We start from the raw sequence: 18,961 nt of genomic DNA, 5'->3' as shown, positions 1-18,961 counted from the left end.
TGGGTACAAAAGGAGCAAGCAATGAAACTGAAAAGTTTATTAGTAAGTCTAGGGCTTTTAGCTGGAGCGAGTTTTGCTCAAGCAGAAGAACCATTGAAAGTAGGTTTTGTCTATGTTGGGCCGGTAGGTGATTTAGGCTGGAGCTACGAGCATGACATGGGTAGAAAAGGCTTAGAAGAATATTTTGGCGACAAAGTAAAAACTACTTACGTTGAGAACGTGCCTGAAGGTGCTGATGCTGAGCGTGTGATTACTCAACTTGCCAAAGCGGGCAATGACCTGATTTTTACAACATCTTTTGGTTTTATGAACCCTACTGTAAAAGTGGCAAAGCGCTTTCCTAAAGTGAAGTTTGAGCATGCAACAGGTTACAAGCTGTCTAAAAATTTAGGGACTTATGTTCTTCGTACCTATGAAGGTCGTTACATCTCAGGCGTAACAGCAGGCATGATGACCAAAACTAACACCATTGGTTATATCGGCTCTTTCCCAATTCCTGAAGTTATCCGTGACATCAACGCCGCCTACATGGGAGCAAAAAGTGTTAACCCTGATGTGAAAATGAAGATTGTTTGGGCCAACACTTGGTACGATCCAGGTAAAGAAACCGACGCTGCGAATGCGCTTATGGACCAAGGCGTAGACGTAATGCTTCAGCATACAGATAGCCCAGCTCCTCTTATTGCGGCAGAAAAGCGCGGCCTACGTGCTATCGGACAAGCGTCTGATCAAAGCAAATTTGCCCCCAATGCACACATTTTCTCTGTGCGAGACAACTGGACACCTTATTACATCAAAGAAGTTCAAGCGGTTATGGATGGAACATGGAAATCTCAGGATTTCTGGGGAGGATTCCACGATGAAATGTTAACACTCGCTTCTATTAACCCAAATCTTCCTAAAGATGTTCGCGCTAAAATCGATGCAACTTACACAGCCATCAAATCAGGCGAGTTCAAACCATTTACAGGACCTATAAAGGATAACAAAGGCAATGTTGCGGTTCCTGCTAACCATTCACTAACAGACCAAGAACTTGCCCAAGTTAATTGGTATGTTGAAGGCATTACAGACGAAATTCCTCACTAATCTCTGCATTCCCTATATTTTTTATATACGGCCGGCTCTGCTGGCTGTATATTCTCCTGCTTTTTAAAACGACCACTCTACAAACACTGCCGACCATTCTTTTTCATCTACGCTTTTATCGTTATATTTAAGAATCCAAGGCAAGCAACAAAAGGTAACACTATGAACTCACTGATCGAACTATCAAAGAAAATGCCAAAAACTGAGCTTCACTTACATATAGAAGGCACCTTTGAACCAGAACAGATGTTTGCCATAGCACAGCGCAATCAAGTCGCTTTAAAATACAACACAGTCGATGACCTAAAAGCGGCGTATCAATTCACCAATCTACAAGATTTTTTAGATCTTTATTACCAAGGCATGTCCGTCCTTCTTCATGAAGCTGACTTTTATGACCTTACCATGGCATATTTAGAAAAAGTCCACAGTGAAAATGTCGTCCATGTAGAGATCTTTTTTGACCCGCAAGGTCATTTATCACGTGGCGTAAACTTTGATGTGCAAATAAGAGGCATCTATAACGCACTTCAAGATGCAGAAAATAAGTGGGGGATGACATCCAAACTGATTATGTCCTTCTTAAGACATCTGAGCGAAGAAAGCGCTTTTGAAACCCTAGAGTTAGCAAAACCTCACCTTAAATGGATTGACGGTATTGGGTTAGACAGTTCAGAAGTTGGTCACCCACCTGAAAAGTTCTTACGTGTTTTCGAAGCTTGCAAAAACCTTGGCTTAAAAATCACGGCACATGCGGGTGAAGAAGGCCCACCAGATTACGTTTGGCAAGCTATCGAGCAAATCGGTGTTGATAGAATTGATCACGGCAACAGAGCATTAGAAGACACTAGACTGGTCGAAATAATCAAGCAACGTAATTTAACGCTAACCGTTTGCCCTCTTTCCAATTTAAAACTTTGTGTTGTGAATGATATGCAAGATCACCCGATCAGAAAAATGTTAGCGCTTGGTCTCAATGCAACGGTTAACTCAGATGATCCGGCCTATTTTGGCGGCTATATGAACGACAACTACGCGTCACTCATTAATAGCACTGGCATTAGTAAGAAGGAATTATTTCAGCTTGCTAAAAATGGCATTACCGGCAGCTGGATGGATGAACATCACAAGGAACAGCATTTAAAGCAATTGAATGACCTATTCGCATAAACCACTATATCAACCACATTGATGATAATAGATATTTGAATTCATCGCTCTTTTTAGTCAATGTGGTAAGATGCCGTTTTTTATTTTACCAAGTCGAGCCAGCCCCATGTCAAACACAACCCCTCTTGATGAAACTTTCTACCGTATACCTAGCAGTGAACGTTATGACCATGTGTTAAACCTTGTAAAAAAAGGCGCATCTGTATGGACGCTAGCTGACGTAGAAGGCTGTTTGATCATAGATCTTGGTAGCGACAAAGTGTTACCGATTTGGCCTGTGGAAACCTTAGCATCGGCTTGGGGCGAGAAAGATTACCCAGGTTTTAATAGCTTAGAAATCAACGCCACTGATTGGGTAGAAAAATGGCTTCCGGGCATGCAAGGTGATGGTTTCTCTGTTGGTGTAGCACCAAACCTTGCGGGTGAGTGCATTGTTTCTTCTGCAGAAGAACATGCTGCAGACCTCAAAAACTAGTTGTCATTACTGATACAAGCGCCATGAAATTTGAATTAACGAGCAATAGAAAGGCACACACACAGCTCGCTGTGTGTGTTAGCTTATTTGCCGTTTTTCTTATTTATTTTGGTCCGTTGTTCTCGCAAATAAGCAACGCGCTTTCCCCACATCAAAGCATGATGCCAATGCAGAGCATGTCTATGAACATGCACTCTGGAGAACACAAGCATGCAAACATGCTTTCTGAGCAAGAAAGCAGTAAACAGCCCCCATTAAATTCAGCTAAGGTTAGCCATCATGAACATCACGACCACGGCGAAAATGCTAACCTCTTAGAAGCTTGTGGCTACTGCTCTCTACTGTTCCATCTAAATTGGATTGACGCCAAAACTTTCGAGTTAATCCCTCTAAACCAAAGCCGTTACCCAGACATAGTAACGACAACTATTTCGCACAAGTATCATGTGCCCTTCTCTTCCATTCAGCCTAGAGCGCCACCTGTTATTTTTGTTTAATTCGAACCATGTGCACAACGCTGCCCCACTCTGACTCTTCACTGATCACGAGTTTGTGTGCGCGTCATTTATGATGATAGAAAAGTGAGATCTTTACTCAGAGGCGTTGTTTTGCCCTTTTCTATAAGACGAGAAACTACTATGTCGATAAAAACAAATAACACAGCATCTGAATCTTCTTCGAATGCGATGCTCCTTTTAATTACAAGACTGCATTTTTATATTGGCCTATTCATCGGCCCTTTCATTTTTGTTGCCGCCCTTACAGGTACTATCTATGTAATTACGCCTCAAATTGAAGATGCCATTTATAAGGATGCGCTGACCACCCAAAGTGTCGGTGAGCCCCAACCTCTTGCTTTGCAGATTGCTGCAGCGAAATCACAATTAGCCACTGATCTAACTCTATTTGCTGTCCGACCAGCACCAAAACAAGGCGACACAACCCGTGTTATGTTCTTAGATTCAAGTGCAGAACACTCTGGCGCTAGAGCAATATTCGTTGATCCAATCACACTTGATATCACAGGAAACTTGCCCGTTTATGGAACAAGCGGTGTTCTTCCACTTAGAACAACTATCGATTTTATGCATCGTCAGTTACTTTTAGGAGAGTTTGGGCGCTATTACAGTGAACTTGCCGCTTCTTGGCTTTGGATTGCAGCTCTTGGGGGGCTCTTCCTCTGGTATAAAGGCGGTAAGAAAAACAAAGCAGAATTCGCGAACAAAACAGAACATCTGCGTAAGCGCCGTCGCCACTATCAAGTAGGGCTTTGCCTTTTCGTTGGTCTGATCTTTGTTTCAGTTACTGGCTTAACTTGGTCAAAATGGGCCGGTGCCAACATTGGAACACTGCGTTCTACCATCGGTTGGGTAACGCCTTCTGTCGATAGAGATCTCAGCACGAATAGCTTGAAAACAATGACATCTGATGAACATGCTGACCATCTAAATCATGCAAGCCATCAAGGTATGACAGCAACAAAACACGTTGCGGAAAAATTTGAGAATGTTGATTTGCTATTCGATGGTGTTCTAAAAGCCGCAAGAGATGCTGGTATTGACGCGAACAAGCTCGAAATAAAACCTTCTAGTGCAACCGACAAGGCTTGGTTTGTCAGAGAAATTGATCGTTCTTGGCCTACACAAGTCGACAGTGTCGCCATTGATGCCAACACAATGACAGTCACCAGCCGTGCCGATTTTGCCACTTTCCCCATTGTTGCTAAATTGATTCGCTGGGGCATCGATGCCCATATGGGAATATTATTTGGAGTTGTAAACCAAATCATACTCACTGCATTTGGCTTATCTTTATGCTTCATGATTATTTGGGGTTACAGAATGTGGTGGATTCGTCGACCACAAGCAGGGTCAACATCCAAGCCATTACTGCAAGCGTGGGCTAGAATGTCCACTTCAAAAAAATGGGTGACTTCATTAATCGCCATTGCACTAGGGTTCAGTTTACCTGTTATGGGTGTTAGCTTACTTGCCTTTTTGTTCATTGACTTTTATCGCTGGAAGCGTCAATAACGCTATTAGCCGCTACCCTATATTCATCGAGCTAATCATGGCTCGGTGAATATTTTCTGCCACAATACCTAATGCCTTCTTCTACACAAACCTAATTTTGGCTTTTTCTGGCCTCTTGGCTTGTTATCAGTAAAATACGAGCTCTTATTTCATCAGCATCAGAATACATATTTTATGGATACGCAGTCATTTGCCACACTAACAGAACACGTTTTGCTTAAGCTAGCTCAACGACCAGAAGGTGCCCAGCGTCTATTCCATGGTCGAGGACGCTGTTTTCCAGGTTTAGAACAAATCACTGTAGATTGGCTAGAAGGCCAAATTCTCGTTTCCCTGTTTAAAGAGCCCTCTTCGCACGACTTAGCTAAGCTCAATGACGAAATCAGCAATTGGACAAGTAAAGCCGAATGGAACTATTGCAAAGCACAGTCTCTATTACTTCAGCATCGTAGCCGTGAGCGAAGCCCAACGGAATGCCTCTGGGGAAATTATCAAGAGCAACAAATCGTTAATGAAGCAGGTCTGCGTTTTCAACTAGATCTAGGGAAAAACCAAAATTCAGGTCTATTCTTAGATATGCGAAATGGAAGACGTTGGGTGAAAGAAAATAGCCAAGACAAGCGCGTCTTGAACCTATTCGCTTACACCTGTGGTTTTTCGGTAGCCGCTATCACTGGCGGAGCTGACTTTGTCGTCAATCTAGATATGGCCAAAGCTGTTTTGAGCCGTGGCAGAGAAAACCATCGCCTAAATCAACATGATTTGCATAACGTGAAATTTTTCGCCCATGATATTTTCAAGTCTTGGGGAAAAATCAAAAAATATGGTGAATATGACCTTATCATCATAGACCCACCCACATTCCAACGTGGCAGCTTTGCTCTGACTAAAGATTATCAAAAAATATTGCGCCGTTTACCAGAGCTATTAACACCAAACGGCCAAGTTCTAGCCTGTGTTAATGACCCGAGCATTCCTGCGCAGTTTTTAATAGATGGTATGCGTGAAGAAGCACCAAGCCTCGTATATCAATATAGACTGGATAATCCACCAGAATTTTTAGATATAGATATCGAAAGCGGACTAAAAGCGCTTATATTTCAAAAAACACTTGATGAAAAAGTTAACTAATTAAGGAATTAACAATGTCTAAGACAACAGTCACATTCGAATACGAGAAAGAAACCAAAAACAGCGTACGCTACCAAGAAATACCAGAAGAGGGAAAAGCCCCCATCATGGGAACACTATATGTGCAAAAATGGTACGCTGGGAACAGCAAAACACTTGAAATAACGATAGAGAAGAAAGACTGATTCAATATGCCTCAAGGTAGTAATAAGCCATTATTACTACCTCAACTAATAACTCTAATACTCAAGCAAACCCAACCGAGGCCATTATGATGGCATCACTCTAGGGACAATAGCGCGACGAATGTCACAACAACAAATTGAAAGCCAGCAAAACACAGAATATAGAAGCATCTCTTTCATCAGACACATATGACTTCATAGCAAATCAACTCACAGACCAACGTTCGAGCAGGATATTGATAAACAAATCTGCCGCAGGAGAAAGCGATGTCGAACTTCGCTTCACCAAGCCAATCGAACGATCAATTTGCTGACCTTTTAGAGGCCGTGATGTCAGAACCGATGCGGTACTCAGAGGCATTGCCAATTTCGGTACAATGGAAATTCCTAAGCCCATCTCCACCAACCCAAGGGAAGTGGACAAATGCTGTACTTCATAAAAACTGTTTAAATTTACTTGATCACGGGCCAAGGATTTGTCTAATAAAATACGATTACCACTGGCCCGCCCCACACTGATTAACTTATAAGGCGCAATGTCTTCCCAAGACACTTCTTGCAGATCACACAGTGGATGATCCCTACGTAAACACACCACAAACGGGTCATCTAACAAGGGAGTAAACGTCACTTCGGGATGTTGAGCAATCGCCATATTGATCCCAAAATCCGCATCACCACGAATAACAGATTCCAATCCGTGATTGGCACTTTCATCCAAAATTTGAATACGAATACCAGGATAACGTTCGTTAAACACATTGATAACACTTGGTAGAAAATAAAAGGCGGCAGTGGGAATACAAGCAATGGTGACCTTACCTTTTTGCTGCGAAGCCATGTCTTTTATGCCCAAAACGGACAGCTCAAATTCCTCCACCATGCGCCTTGCTTTAGGTAAAAACTCTCGACCAACCGATGTCAACCACGTTTTTCGCGTCGTTCTTTCAAACAAGGGCACACCCAAAATAGCTTCCAATTTTTGCATCCGACGGCTCAGCGCTGGTTGAGACAAATGCGTTAATTCTGCGGCATCATGGAAGTTTCCAGTCTCAGCAATGCGGATAAAAATAACCAAGTCTTTGAATTCGATTTGATGCATGGCTGCTCCTATTGATTTGTTTTACGCATCAATTATGCACTATCTTTGCATTTGATGCAGCAATAACGAATGTGAGACTTTAGCGCTAAGTTCAAACAACAAGAAAGGTCTATCTCAATGTCACAAACCATCTCCTGCATGATTATGCGTGGCGGCACCTCTCGAGGCCCTTATTTCAACATGTCTGATTTGCCTGTAGACCGAGAAGCCTGTGCAAATATTTTGATGAAGGTAATGGGGTCTGGTCACGAACTTCAGCTTGATGGCATTGGTGGTGGCAACAGCTTAACCAGCAAAGTGGCTATAGTAGGCCCATCGACTCACCCAGAGGCGGATGTGGATTATTTGTTTGCGCAAGTCAGCATTATCGAAAAAAAGGTCGACTTCGCGCCCAATTGCGGCAATATGCTCGCAGGTGTTGCACCCTATGCCATTGAAACAGGTTTATTCCCTGCTCAACAAGACAAAACCACAGTGCGCATTCACAACTTGAATACGGGTAAAATTATTCATTCAACCGTACTGACGCCAAATCGCCAAGTGGAGTACCAGGGCGATATTACCATCAGTGGCACTAACTCCCCTGGAGCGCCCATTGAGCTCACTTTTTTAGATGTTGAAGGAGCGAAAACAGGTAAGTTACTTCCGACAGGCCATAAGACAAATCAAATTGATTCCGTCGAGGTCACTTGCATCGATGCGGCCACACCTGTGGTGATTATCAATGCCGCTGACATGGGCAAAACAGGACACGAATCCCCGTCTGAATTGGATGAAGACCATGAATTCATGTCGCGCCTCGAGAATATTCGTCTACAAGCAGGCGAATTAATGGGCATGGGAGACGTATCTGATTCCGTTATCCCAAAACCAATTTTGCTCTCACCAGCCTCTCAGGGCGGGACGGTTTGTGCACGTTATTTTGTTCCTCACAAGTGCCATAAAGCACTTGCTGTGACGGGCAGCATTGCCATTGTCACCGCATGTTGTTTACCAGGCACAGTGGCGTCAAAACTGATTGGTGATAAGGAAAATACGTCCTTTTTCACCTTGGAACACCCATCAGGGAAGATCGAGCTTAGCGCTCAACGTAAGGAAGAGAATCCATCAGAGTTAAACAGCGTATCACTGATACGCACAGCGAAGAAAATACTGTCCGGTACGGTATATCTCAATTAACCGTTTCAATACAGATTAGTAATGGTATTGATTAGTCATAAAAACAAGAAAGGAAAAATACGATGAAAAAACTTTCTACGCTCTTAGGTGCTTCTATACTGTCTTTCAGTTGCTTAGTAGCTGCACCGATCCAAGCTGAAGAAACACAAGTCCCTTCGACCATTAATTGGACAGTCCCATTTGGTGTCGGTGGTGGTACCGATGTTTGGGCTCGATTTATTGCGCCGCATCTAACCAAAAATCTAGAGGGCAACCCAACCGTTGTCATCAAAAACCAACCTGGTGGCGGTTCCATTACCGGCACAAACCTGTTCTACAAACGCGCCAAAGACAACGGCCAAGACATTCTTGGTACGTCCGCTTCGACGTTGTTCCCGTTCATGTTAGGCGACAAACGTGTTCGCTATAACTTTGATAAATGGGTACCATTAATGGCCAGCCCAACAGGCGGTGTCGTTTACGTACAGCCAAACTTGGGCGTATCATCGGCCGCTGACATCAATAAACTGAACGGTGTTACTCTTCCATTTGGTTCACAGGGTCCAACGCGCTTGGAACTGCCCGTATTGATCGCTTTTCAAATGTTAGGCTTAGATGTTAAACCTGTTTTCGGTATGAAAAGCCGTGGCGCTGGTCGTCTAGCCTTTGAACGTGGTGAAGCAAAAATCGACTTCCAAACGTCTTCTGCTTACTTGAACTCTGTGGTGGATCTGGTTAACAACGATAAAGCCGTGCCTTTATTCTCACTAGGTGTTTTGAACAAAGAAGGTAAGGTTGTCCGTGACCCCGCTTTCCCAGAACTACCGACTTTCCAAGAAGTATACTTCCAGAAGTTTGGTAAAGAACCTTCTGGTGAAGCATACGATGCTTACTCTAAGTTTTTAGCCGCTGGTTTTGCTTTCCAAAAGGTTATTTTCATTCCAGCAGACACGCCAAGTGATGTGATTGCGGCTTACCGTAAAGGTATTCACGCTATGCTGAAAGATCCAACCTTCATTAAGGAATCAGCAGTGCAAGTTGGTCCTTATACCAATATTGAAGGCATCGATGCTGCACAGCACTTGAGCAATGCGCTTACTATTTCCCCCGACCTATACAAATGGGTTGCGCAATGGTTAAAAACAAAATTTGACTACACGCTGTAATCTGATTTAGGAGTGATTATTAATGATTGAGTTCCTCAGCGCCCTGGATCAAATACTGTCAATCGGCCACCTCACCTACTTGATAACAGGTGTCTTGGTTGGTTTAGTCGTAGGGATTATCCCTGGACTCGGCGGTATTGCCGGAATGTCTTTACTATTACCTTTTTTATATGGGATGGAACCTTCCGTTGGTCTTGGAATGCTGATGGGGCTTGTCGCTGTCATTCCAACAGGAGACACCTTTACCTCTGTTTTAATGGGGATTCCGGGGTCAAGCTCATCGCAAGCCACCGTTATGGATGGTTTTCCATTAGCGAAAAAAGGACAAGCAGCACGCGCGCTTTCAGCCGCCTTCCTATCGTCTATGATAGGTGGCGTTGTTGGTGCCATCGTGCTCAGCGTTTTTATCCTTGTCGCCCGCCCTGTCGTACTGGCTTTTTCTTCCGCCGAGCTCTTCATGCTGACCCTACTCGGTTTAAGTGTGGTGGCCGCGCTCTCAGGAGGAAACCTATACAAAGGACTTGCAGCGTGTGGATTCGGCTTGTTGGTGGGCACCATTGGTGGCGCACCAGCAACCGGTGAATTCCGTTTCACTCTCGACATTGACTACCTCTACGATGGCATTCCTTTAGTCATAGTGGGTTTGGGTATTTTTGCCCTGCCTGAAATTGTCAGTCTCTTGGTAAAAGATACCGCCATTGCATCGTCTAAAAACAAGCTGGGGCATGGTTTAGGCCAAGGCTTTAAAGACGTCTTTGCGAATCTACCTTTGGTGGGTAAATCCTCTGTTTTTGGTAGCTTAATTGGTGCTATTCCAGGTCTTGGTGGTTCGGTTGTCGATTGGATGACGTATAGCTTTGCGTTAAATTCCAGCAAGGACACGTCACAATTCGGAAAAGGGGAAATTCGTGGTGTTATTGCCCCTGAATCTGCCAATAATGCTTGTGCATCCGGCAGTATGATCCCAACCATCTTGTTTGGTGTTCCAGGCTCTGGTTCTGCGGCGGTCTTCCTTGGTGGTATGTTGCTACTTGGCATTCAGCCAGGCGTGTCGATGATTTCGACACACCTTGATCTGACTTATACCATTATATGGTCGTTAGCGATGGCCAATATTCTAGGGGCGATTTTCTGTATTTGTTTTACTCGTCCTATCTCTTTATTAACGTACATCAAATTCTCGGTTTTAACGCCAATCATCTTAACTCTGATTCTATTTGCTGCTTACCAGGCGACACGCAGCTTAGGCGATTTCATTCTATTGGGCGTGGTCGCAAGCTTAGGTATCATGATGAAGGGGGCAAACTGGCCGCGGCCAGCGTTTCTAATTGGTTTTGTACTGTCTTCAGGAGCGGAGAACTACTTTTTCCAAAGTATTCAATTCTACGGCACCTCTTGGTTTGCTCGTCCAGGCGTCATTATTATTGCAGCACTGATTGTAATCGGTTTTGTCTTGCCACCGATTTTGAAAAAGCGCAAACAAGCCAAGTTAGCAGAGGCCAGCGATGCTGAAAAAGCCGTGGCACCTACCGACCATAAACCCAGCATGTCATATGCTGACCTAGCAATTATCGCCCTCTTTGCCATTTGCGGTGGTTATGCTTTGTTTGATGTTTGGGATATGGCGAAATTGACCCGATCTTTCCCGATGATTGCTATTGCCATTGTGCTGTTCTCTGTCGTCATGGTGATTTTTAAATCCGTCCGAGAAAAACACCAAATGGTGGCGGCTGGTTTAACGCCAAACCTTGTCTATATTGCGGGCTTCTTTGGTATTGCCTATGGCTATTATCTGTTCGGCTTTATTTGCACCACCTTTGTATTTTCTTTGGTGTTTTTGAGACTGATCGCAAAAGCCTCCTACCTAAAGTCTTCTACCATTGCGGTTTGTTTGGTTATCTTCTTAGTAACCTTAGGTCGCATCATGCACGTTGACTACCCTGAAGGTTTGTTTGATGAATACCTATTAGATGCTATTCGTTTGATCGTCTAAGTTGATACATTAATTTACTCCAAAGGGACTCCGGCCTTTTATCCCGATATTACTTTGATATCGGGATTTTTTTATACTTAAGTAAATTTTTAGAATCTTATAAATAGCGTCCTTTAAGGAATCATGATAAATTCGCCCCACTAAGGTGCACAGTTTTTTCTTATTTTTAAGCTCATTACTTAATAAAGAAAGCTGGCGTTTTAGTCAGGAATATAACAATTACAAAAGCTCTATGAGCTTATATTTGAGGATTAACTATGCAAGCATTCATTGATTTCTTAAACGGAGTCATTTGGAGCCCTGCCCTAATTTATTTGTGTTTAGGCGCTGGCTTGTTCTATTCAATATTGACCCGTTTCGCGCAAGTGCGACATTTTAAAGAAATGTGGTCTCTATTGTTCAACAGCACTCCATCTGATAAGGGTATTTCGTCATTTCAAGCTCTTGCTGTTTCTTTATCAGGTCGTGTTGGTACAGGTAACATTGCAGGTGTGGCGGCGGCTATTGGTTTTGGTGGTCCTGGTGCGGTGTTCTGGATGTGGGTTGTGGCATTTCTGGGTGCCAGCACAGCTTACGCTGAATCAACCTTAGGCCAAATCTACAAAGTTAGCGAAAACGGTCAATATCGTGGCGGCCCTGCTTACTATTTTGAGCGCTGTCTAGGCTGGAAATGGTTGGGCGTTTTGTTTGCCTTATCGTCTATCCTCGCTTGTGGCGTTTTCTTACCAGGTATCCAAGCTAACTCCGTTGGTAATGCGGTTGTTCAAGTCTTCGGTGAAGGCTCTATGGTAACCAGCTCTTTCGGTGAAGTCAGCTCAACCAAATTAGTGGCACTTGCTGTCATTCTTGTCGTATTGGCTTTCATCATTTTTGGTGGCATTAAACGTATTGCGAACTTCACTCAAGTAATCGTGCCTTTTATGGCATTTGGTTACATCATCATGGCTTTGATCATTGTTTTCTTAAACCTTGATAAAGTACCTGGGATTTTTGGCCTGATCATTTCAGATGCCTTTACCGCGCAAGCTGGTTTTGGTGCTGCTATTGGTTGGGGTGTAAAACGTGGTGTTTACTCAAACGAAGCAGGTCAAGGTACAGGTCCTCACGCTGCAGCAGCGGCAGAGGTACAACACCCTGCACAACAAGGTCTGGTTCAAGCGTTTTCGGTTTATATTGATACGCTGTTCATTTGTACTGCAACGGCTTTGATGATCCTAATCACTCAGCAATACAATGTGCAAGGCGCACTAGCAGAAGGTCAATTCATCGTACAGAACGTTGATCCATCTACTATCATTGCTTCTCCAGCCTTTACTCAAATGGCATTAGCAAGTGTGTTTGGTCATACAGGGTCTGCATTTGTTGGGGTGGCCTTGTTCTTCTTTGCCTTTACCACGATTTTAGCTTACTACTACATTGCTGAAACCAATGTGGCTTACCTACGCCGTGCCTTGAAAATCAATATTCCACTGACTGTAGTGAAGTTATTGATCATGTTCATGGTGGCCTATGGTACGGTCAACACAGCCGGTTATATCTGGAACCTTGGTGACGTTGGCGTAGGCTTAATGGCTTGGTTAAACATTGTGGGTATTTTGCTGATTTTCTTCATGGCAAAACCAACTATGAAAGCATTAAGAGACTACGAACAGCAAAAAGCCAATGGCGTTAAAGACTATACTTTTGACCCTAAATCCCTTGGTATTGAAGGGGCTGATTTCTGGGAAAAACGTTTCGATAAGCAACAAGCTGAAAAAGAAGCGAATAAGTAACGTCATCGATCTCTGCCATCTTAGATCACCATGGCAGAAAAAAGGCCAGTCGTATGACTGGCCTTTTTTGTCATTCACGCGCGGCGAGAGCCATCTCACTCTGTACCTTTTAATGTGTTTTATTCTTCTAATTCCATTTTAAGATCACCAATGGATAAAGAGATACTCAAGTATCGTTATCAAAGCGGCCTCACGACCCAGAAACTTTCAGCAATTCAAAAAGCTCTTGGGCTACTAACGACATTAGAACCTTTCTCCCACCTTAATGCAGCCAAAATAATGTTTACTGGCATATCAACTTTAGACTTTGTGATATTTCGCCAATGAGCATGTTATTCGTCGCCAAAAAGCCTACGTTATTACATAGGAAACTCTATACCCTTAAGGAGCATTCCTTTGTGAAGGATCTTGAGTAAAGGCCTTAATCATATCTTGAGGGTCACATTGCGCTTTGTGCTTAGTTGCTGCCTGAGCCCACCAAATCAGCTGCTTAAAGGTACGACCAAAGTAACCAAACCATTCAGCTTGATTCTCACCTTCAAGCACATCCCCTTCTTCAGAAAAGACATCTTGTGCTTTCGGTACATGAATCATAGACGACACTGGTAAGCAGCCTAGCTCTGACAAAAATGTTCGCATGCCGATTGCCGCTCGCATACCACCCCACTGCCCCGCAGAATACGTCACAATCGCACTTGGTTTATATGAAAACAAAGAGCTACCAAAATGATTCAGCAAGTTCGCCAATGCCGGACTCATTGAATGGTTGTATTCTGGACTTACCATAATATAACCATCAGCAGAGGCTATTTTCTTAGCAAGCTCATCCAGCTCAGATGGAGCCTGACTTTTCGAATAGGAAAAATGAGGCTTGAAAATAGCTTCTAACGGATAGTCTAAAGCGTCAACCAACTCTATGTCATGATCGCCATACTGAGATGAAAAAGACGCTAAGCAAGCTTTCGCCACTCTTTTTCCTAAACGTGCTGGCCGCGGCGGAGTGCTGTCTCTAACAGTACCGAGGAACATCAAAATCTTCATAAAATCACCTATGAAACCCTATCGTTATCAGATGCTTTAATGACACCCTTTAATAAAATATGAAATAAAACATCATGATGGAGCGAATCTGTAAAAGAAACCGTCCTACTCTGGTAAATTACCAATGAAAGCTCTATTGTTTAATATTCTATAGAAATCATCGTGATAGGGAACCGTAAACTTAAAATGCATCGCGCGTTCCACTATCCGTTTATAAAAGCACCACACAAGAGAGTTGCGAGATGAAACAAAAGGACTTCCGAAAGCTAGGCTGCGCAGAATGCTCAGCTGGATGTGACTTAGGCTTCGACTTTACTATGGCGTTCCAGCCTATTATTAACAGCCAAACAAAAACCGTGTTTGCACAAGAAGCACTGGTTCGCGGCTTAAATCGAGAAAGTGCGTTTCAGGTTTTCCAAAACGTCAATGATACCAATCGCTATCGTTTTGACCAAAGCTGTCGAGTGAAAGCCATCAAGCTTGCGGCAGAACTAGAAGTTCACAAACACGGCTTTCTTAGCATTAATTTCTTACCCAATGCGGTTTACAAACCAGAACTTTGTATTCGAACTACGTTAAACGCAGCAGAAGAATATCACTTTCCAAAAGAAAAGATCATTTTTGAATTCACGGAAAACGAACAAATTACGGACAGTAAACATTTAGAATCCATCATTCAGCATTATCAGCAACAAGGCTTTTTAACCGCTGCTGATGATTTTGGCTCAGGGTTCAATGGCTTGAACCAACTCGCCGATCTTAAAACAGATATCACCAAAATCGATATGGCGCTAATCAAGAACATAGACCAAGATAAAAAACGCCAAATTATCGTACGAAATTTGGTAAACCTATTTAACGAACTGAATATGATAATCGTTGCCGAAGGCGTCGAAACAAGAGCCGAATATCATGCACTGCAAGACATGGGGATTCATTTATTTCAAGGTTACTACTTTGCTCGCCCGAGCTTTGAATCGCTTGCCGAGATCAATTGGGATTAACTCAAAGTGAAGTGTGAGAAGGTCAACTTATTAGTATTTCCCTATTTATAAACCACCTTAAAGTGCTCTAACACCAGCAACATCTCTTCAGTTGGCTCGATATCTAATGCCTTGCACTCCGCGGAAAAAAACGCCCAATGTGCTTCACGCCACCAAGCCAAGGTTTTATCTCCTTCGCCTTCAGCTGAAGCAAATTCAGCACTAATATCACAATACTGACACTCTGTAACTGAGGTAATTTCTATGATGCACAAGGGCTTACCGTCCCAATTGGTCACAACTTGTAAATGACCAACCTCTGGCATGGCTTCGCCTTCATGGCTGTACCAATGTTTCATACTACAGGATGCTCGTTTTTCACCACGCACAATCAAATCGGCGCAAATGTTGGCATTGTACTCATCGGCACAGTAGTAATCTGCACTAAACGAAGTGTATTTTTCAGCAACCTCTAGAGGTAAAGAATGGAGAAAGCCATCAAGATACTCTTTACTTCTTTCATCAATGGAATTTTCAACCTCTATTTTCATCTCCCCTCCTACAAAGTCAGCACCTATTTCAGTCTGTTAAACCAACGAATACACAAACAATACCACCAACCATACCAATCTAAACTTCACCGGATGCATCACAAGCAAAGCTGTAACGACAATTTAAGCTTGATAATGACACATTCCAGAACACTAATTGAAAACATTCCTCTCTAGCCCTTAAATGATAAGCACTTTACCGTTAGAATGACCCCATTAAAAACTTCCTCATTGATTTAAGTTCTGAGAACAAGCGAGCACCCTGCATGAAAATGTTAATAAACCTCATCCGAAATTTACTAGGCTATATCATTATAGTGGTTGATCTTGTTACCCGTGGCTCTAAGAAAAAACGTGCTCCAAAAGAACAAGAAGAGATAAATAAAGAACTTAAAAAGTTCTCACTTTATCAGTTTGCTGCCTGTCCATTTTGCACTAAAACGCGCAGAGCCATGTACAAGCTGAACCTACCTATTGAAAAGCGTAACGCACCAGAAGGGTCAAAGCACCGTGCAGAATTGCTTGAAGGTGGTGGTAAAGTAAAAGTCCCATGCCTACGAATCGAACAAGATGGCAAAGTGGAATGGATGTACGAATCTTCGGAAATCATCAGTTACCTAGAAAAACGCTTTGCTTAACGTTTATCACGCACAACTGATCCTCCTAATGCTTAAAAAACGGCTTCTAAAACAGAAGCCGTTTTTTCATATAATATTTCCTCCGCTATTACAGAATATAGGTATTACTTAGTTCTCGGCGCCAAAAAGAACATTAAGCAAATCAGCCAAAGGTTTTACCATTTTTAGACCTCACTCCAATGCCTTCTTATCAAATAGGTCTGGAAGCTCCAGTCCCCCCTTCCCTTCCCTTCCCTACAATACAAATCCCCCTAGAACCCAAAAAAGAATGCTTCTCTCCATCGAGTTCCATGATAATTTTTTACATTTTTCATAACCTATTCTTGGGCTGAACTATTTGATATTTCGCCATTCGACGATATACCGTGGGTCGCGACACACCCAATTTTTTTGCAACGGCAGAGACATTCCAACGCCGCTGTCGTAATAAATTCAATAAAAATTGCTGCTCTGAATCCTCTACTGACGATTCAGAGCAGCAATTCGCATACGTTGGTGCGATTGGGTGAAGTGGAATATATGGTTCAACCAATCCATTTTGATGGTCAAAAAACTCTTCGGGAAGGTGCTGTATAGAGATTTCATCGCTTTCACAAATGGCATCAGCAAAGGTTAATGTATTAACCAGTTGGCGGATATTACCCGGCCATTCATGAGCTAAAAGCGCACTCATCGCATCGGCCCTTAACCTCACTACTGGATTAATTTTCTTTAAAAGCATTTGAATCAGATACGCTTTATCTGCGCGAGCTTGGAGGGTAGGTAAACTTAATGTAGCACCATTAAGTCGATAAAATAAATCCTCTCTGAAACGCCCCTCTTTAATAAGCTGAGTGAGGTTACAATGCGTAGCCGCCAATACACGAACATCTACACCGACTGCTTGTAGCGCACCTAATGGCATAACTTGCCCTTCGGCCAATACACGCAGTAAACGGGTTTGCAAATGCAGAGGCATATCCCCAATCTCATCAAGAAAAAGAGTGCCACCACTCGCCTGCTGAATTAACCCTTTCGCCCCTTTTGCCCGACCACCAGTAAAGGTTCCAGGTGCATAACCAAAAAGTTCGCTTTCAATTAAAGACTCCGGAATAGCAGCACAATTAACTGCTATATAAGGTTTCTGGGCACGATGGCTTGAGTCGTGAATTGCTTGGGCCAATACCTCTTTCCCCGTACCTGTATCACCTAGAATCAGTAGGTTCATATCTCGATGACGTAGCCGTTTTGCCAGACTAATCGTTTTGCGCATGGCGGGATCATCCGCACTCAATCCATCAAGCTGAGGAACTGACTCCTCTTGGGAAGCCAGTATTTGTGAAAGTTGAGGCTGATAAGGCACATTTGTGGCGGGCTCTATCAACATACCAAACAAGGTTTGCTGTGTTCCCGATAAACGAAAGGCCCGGATACCATCTTTACTCTCGTAATTGATAGAGACAATATCCCGCCACTGGCATTCTAACAATGTAGGTAAAGATATCCTTGGCAAATCAACCATATGACATTGTAATAATAAACTACGGCCAGCGGTGTTTGCAGCCAATACTTCACCCCCTTCATCTAATGCAAATAAACACTGCCCATTTACTTGAACCAATTCACGAGACTGATCGCACTTAAAAATCAAGCTGTGCCGATAACGTCTCAAAAAATACGCATCCTCGATTAATCGAGCGTAAAGCTGAGTTAAATGCAAAGCAAAATTTTGACTATCCGGTGTTCGTGACGAATCAAGCGCCGAAATATCCAGCACCGCCAGTAACTGACCAGATGGATCTTTAATCGGCGCAGCAGTACAGGTCAAGCCGATATGAGAGCTATCAAAGTGATCAACTCGATGGCAAGTTAGAGCCTGTTGTTCTTGAATACAAGTACCTACCGCACAAGTACCTGCATATTGCTCACTCCAGTCCGCCCCTAAATACAGACCCGCTCTATGCAAACGCTCATCGTCATTTTTACTTCCTAAAAATTGCACAGTAATGCCTCGATAATCACTCAATAACAAGACATAACCCAAACCTGCTATTTGCGTATAGAGCTGCTCAACACCGGCACGTGCAACATTCAAAAATTCATCCACCGAATCTTGGTGCTCGCGAAGAATCTGATGCGTCACAATACGAGCTGGTCTTGGCTGGCTTGGGTCTAAGCCATAGTCACTAAGACATCGCTGCCAAGAACGCCCAATTAACTCATGGGGAGAATAATGCCGACTTAAGACTTGGCCGCCACTGTAGCTAAGTATTGCATCAATATGCCGACGTTGCTGACTTGTATTATTCATACAGACTCTTTGCTCCTGACTATTATTTTTATTTTTAGGTTACTTGCAGTCTACGCGCGAAAAATCAGGCTTTCTATACTTCTTTACCCCATTCTGATTCATCCCCCAACTCAAGATCAACATCTCAGACGTGCCTATTTCCACTCAGTTAAAAGGTGAACACTGGGCGTTACACCTGTACAAA

The 18,961-nt window shown here is 43.2% G+C and carries 17 protein-coding genes; 13 read left to right on the top strand and 4 right to left on the bottom strand.

The window, feature by feature from the left end:
- Positions 1-21 precede the first annotated feature (21 nt).
- The 7 genes from DFP80_RS14945 (at position 22) to DFP80_RS20705 (ending at position 6,083) form a co-directional block, all read left to right on the top strand.
- Entirely contained in the window at positions 22-1,089 is a 1,068-nt protein-coding gene (locus DFP80_RS14945; RefSeq protein WP_113917615.1) for a BMP family ABC transporter substrate-binding protein, read from the top strand.
- A 162-nt stretch (positions 1,090-1,251) separates the two neighbouring features.
- The gene (locus DFP80_RS14940) at positions 1,252-2,259 is read left to right on the top strand and encodes an adenosine deaminase (RefSeq protein ID WP_113917614.1); all 1,008 of its coding nucleotides are present in this window, start codon (positions 1,252-1,254) and stop codon (positions 2,257-2,259) included.
- Between the two features lie 106 nt (positions 2,260-2,365).
- Positions 2,366-2,734: a DUF2750 domain-containing protein gene (locus tag DFP80_RS14935; RefSeq protein WP_113917730.1), complete on the top strand. Its 369-nt coding sequence runs from the start codon at positions 2,366-2,368 to the stop codon at positions 2,732-2,734.
- A 23-nt stretch (positions 2,735-2,757) separates the two neighbouring features.
- On the top strand, positions 2,758-3,231 hold the full coding sequence (locus tag DFP80_RS14930; protein WP_113917613.1) for a DUF2946 domain-containing protein: 474 nt from the start codon (positions 2,758-2,760) through the stop codon (positions 3,229-3,231).
- Positions 3,232-3,372: 141 nt separating this feature from the next.
- Positions 3,373-4,767: a PepSY-associated TM helix domain-containing protein gene (locus tag DFP80_RS14925; protein WP_113917612.1), complete on the top strand. Its 1,395-nt coding sequence runs from the start codon at positions 3,373-3,375 to the stop codon at positions 4,765-4,767.
- Between the two features lie 174 nt (positions 4,768-4,941).
- Positions 4,942-5,898 carry a class I SAM-dependent methyltransferase gene (locus DFP80_RS14920; protein ID WP_113917611.1) on the top strand — a complete coding sequence of 319 codons (957 nt, stop codon included), beginning with the start codon at positions 4,942-4,944 and terminating at the stop codon, positions 5,896-5,898.
- A gap of 14 nt (positions 5,899-5,912) precedes the next feature.
- A complete protein-coding gene (locus DFP80_RS20705; RefSeq protein ID WP_175020623.1) occupies positions 5,913-6,083 on the top strand; it encodes a hypothetical protein in 171 nt (56 codons plus the stop codon).
- A gap of 205 nt (positions 6,084-6,288) precedes the next feature.
- Here the strand turns inward: DFP80_RS20705 and DFP80_RS14915 are convergent, their stop codons facing one another.
- The gene (locus tag DFP80_RS14915) at positions 6,289-7,185 is read right to left on the bottom strand and encodes a LysR family transcriptional regulator (protein WP_113917610.1); all 897 of its coding nucleotides are present in this window, start codon (positions 7,183-7,185) and stop codon (positions 6,289-6,291) included.
- 117 nt (positions 7,186-7,302) lie between these two features.
- On the opposite strand from DFP80_RS14915, the gene DFP80_RS14910 reads away from it, so the two are divergent.
- The 4 genes from DFP80_RS14910 to DFP80_RS14895 all read left to right on the top strand — a co-directional run bounded on the left by DFP80_RS14910 (position 7,303) and on the right by DFP80_RS14895 (position 13,274).
- Positions 7,303-8,364 carry a 4-oxalomesaconate tautomerase gene (locus DFP80_RS14910; RefSeq protein ID WP_113917609.1) on the top strand — a complete coding sequence of 354 codons (1,062 nt, stop codon included), beginning with the start codon at positions 7,303-7,305 and terminating at the stop codon, positions 8,362-8,364.
- Positions 8,365-8,426: 62 nt separating this feature from the next.
- Positions 8,427-9,509: a Bug family tripartite tricarboxylate transporter substrate binding protein gene (locus tag DFP80_RS14905; protein ID WP_113917608.1), complete on the top strand. Its 1,083-nt coding sequence runs from the start codon at positions 8,427-8,429 to the stop codon at positions 9,507-9,509.
- A 22-nt stretch (positions 9,510-9,531) separates the two neighbouring features.
- Complete coding sequence (locus DFP80_RS14900; protein ID WP_113917607.1) at positions 9,532-11,502, top strand: tripartite tricarboxylate transporter permease; 1,971 nt, start codon at positions 9,532-9,534, stop codon at positions 11,500-11,502.
- A gap of 257 nt (positions 11,503-11,759) precedes the next feature.
- Positions 11,760-13,274, top strand: coding sequence for an alanine/glycine:cation symporter family protein (locus DFP80_RS14895; RefSeq protein WP_113917606.1), 1,515 nt, complete (start codon positions 11,760-11,762; stop codon positions 13,272-13,274).
- Between the two features lie 381 nt (positions 13,275-13,655).
- Here DFP80_RS14895 and DFP80_RS14890 read toward each other — a convergent pair whose 3' ends face one another.
- On the bottom strand, positions 13,656-14,315 hold the full coding sequence (locus DFP80_RS14890) for an NADPH-dependent FMN reductase (RefSeq protein WP_113917605.1): 660 nt from the start codon (positions 14,313-14,315) through the stop codon (positions 13,656-13,658).
- Between the two features lie 242 nt (positions 14,316-14,557).
- On the opposite strand from DFP80_RS14890, the gene DFP80_RS14885 reads away from it, so the two are divergent.
- Complete coding sequence (locus DFP80_RS14885) at positions 14,558-15,319, top strand: EAL domain-containing protein (RefSeq protein WP_113917604.1); 762 nt, start codon at positions 14,558-14,560, stop codon at positions 15,317-15,319.
- A 41-nt stretch (positions 15,320-15,360) separates the two neighbouring features.
- On the opposite strand, the gene DFP80_RS14880 is transcribed toward DFP80_RS14885, so the two are convergent.
- Positions 15,361-15,849, bottom strand: a complete 489-nt coding sequence (locus DFP80_RS14880) for an ASCH domain-containing protein (protein WP_206610608.1) — start codon at positions 15,847-15,849, stop codon at positions 15,361-15,363.
- 266 nt (positions 15,850-16,115) lie between these two features.
- Here DFP80_RS14880 and DFP80_RS14875 point away from each other — a divergent pair, with 266 nt between their 5' ends.
- Positions 16,116-16,487, top strand: a complete 372-nt coding sequence (locus DFP80_RS14875; protein ID WP_113917603.1) for a glutathione S-transferase N-terminal domain-containing protein — start codon at positions 16,116-16,118, stop codon at positions 16,485-16,487.
- A 310-nt stretch (positions 16,488-16,797) separates the two neighbouring features.
- On the opposite strand, the gene DFP80_RS14870 is transcribed toward DFP80_RS14875, so the two are convergent.
- Positions 16,798-18,777 carry a sigma-54-dependent Fis family transcriptional regulator gene (locus tag DFP80_RS14870; protein ID WP_113917602.1) on the bottom strand — a complete coding sequence of 660 codons (1,980 nt, stop codon included), beginning with the start codon at positions 18,775-18,777 and terminating at the stop codon, positions 16,798-16,800.
- Positions 18,778-18,961: the final 184 nt, after the last annotated feature.

The organism is Marinomonas rhizomae, assembly GCF_003315485.1.
In the GTDB taxonomy this organism is placed as follows: Bacteria; Pseudomonadota; Gammaproteobacteria; order Pseudomonadales; family Marinomonadaceae; genus Marinomonas; species Marinomonas rhizomae.
The sequence above is the reverse complement of the archived record's forward strand: the minus strand, read 5'-3'. Positions and strand labels throughout refer to the sequence as shown.

What these genes read in the sequence shown, in the direction of transcription:
- DFP80_RS14945 (WP_113917615.1), top strand. Translation starts at nt 22, where the DNA reads ATGAAACTGAAAAGTTTATTAGTAAGTCTAGGGCTTTTAGCTGGAGCG.
- DFP80_RS14940 (WP_113917614.1), top strand. Translation starts at nt 1,252, where the DNA reads ATGAACTCACTGATCGAACTATCAAAGAAAATGCCAAAAACTGAGCTT.
- DFP80_RS14935 (WP_113917730.1), top strand. Translation starts at nt 2,366, where the DNA reads ATGTCAAACACAACCCCTCTTGATGAAACTTTCTACCGTATACCTAGC.
- DFP80_RS14930 (WP_113917613.1), top strand. Translation starts at nt 2,758, where the DNA reads ATGAAATTTGAATTAACGAGCAATAGAAAGGCACACACACAGCTCGCT.
- DFP80_RS14925 (WP_113917612.1), top strand. Translation starts at nt 3,373, where the DNA reads ATGTCGATAAAAACAAATAACACAGCATCTGAATCTTCTTCGAATGCG.
- DFP80_RS14920 (WP_113917611.1), top strand. Translation starts at nt 4,942, where the DNA reads ATGGATACGCAGTCATTTGCCACACTAACAGAACACGTTTTGCTTAAG.
- DFP80_RS20705 (WP_175020623.1), top strand. Translation starts at nt 5,913, where the DNA reads ATGTCTAAGACAACAGTCACATTCGAATACGAGAAAGAAACCAAAAAC.
- DFP80_RS14915 (WP_113917610.1), bottom strand. Translation starts at nt 7,185, where the DNA reads ATGCATCAAATCGAATTCAAAGACTTGGTTATTTTTATCCGCATTGCT.
- DFP80_RS14910 (WP_113917609.1), top strand. Translation starts at nt 7,303, where the DNA reads ATGTCACAAACCATCTCCTGCATGATTATGCGTGGCGGCACCTCTCGA.
- DFP80_RS14905 (WP_113917608.1), top strand. Translation starts at nt 8,427, where the DNA reads ATGAAAAAACTTTCTACGCTCTTAGGTGCTTCTATACTGTCTTTCAGT.
- DFP80_RS14900 (WP_113917607.1), top strand. Translation starts at nt 9,532, where the DNA reads ATGATTGAGTTCCTCAGCGCCCTGGATCAAATACTGTCAATCGGCCAC.
- DFP80_RS14895 (WP_113917606.1), top strand. Translation starts at nt 11,760, where the DNA reads ATGCAAGCATTCATTGATTTCTTAAACGGAGTCATTTGGAGCCCTGCC.
- DFP80_RS14890 (WP_113917605.1), bottom strand. Translation starts at nt 14,315, where the DNA reads ATGAAGATTTTGATGTTCCTCGGTACTGTTAGAGACAGCACTCCGCCG.
- DFP80_RS14885 (WP_113917604.1), top strand. Translation starts at nt 14,558, where the DNA reads ATGAAACAAAAGGACTTCCGAAAGCTAGGCTGCGCAGAATGCTCAGCT.
- DFP80_RS14880 (WP_206610608.1), bottom strand. Translation starts at nt 15,849, where the DNA reads ATGAAAATAGAGGTTGAAAATTCCATTGATGAAAGAAGTAAAGAGTAT.
- DFP80_RS14875 (WP_113917603.1), top strand. Translation starts at nt 16,116, where the DNA reads ATGAAAATGTTAATAAACCTCATCCGAAATTTACTAGGCTATATCATT.
- DFP80_RS14870 (WP_113917602.1), bottom strand. Translation starts at nt 18,777, where the DNA reads ATGAATAATACAAGTCAGCAACGTCGGCATATTGATGCAATACTTAGC.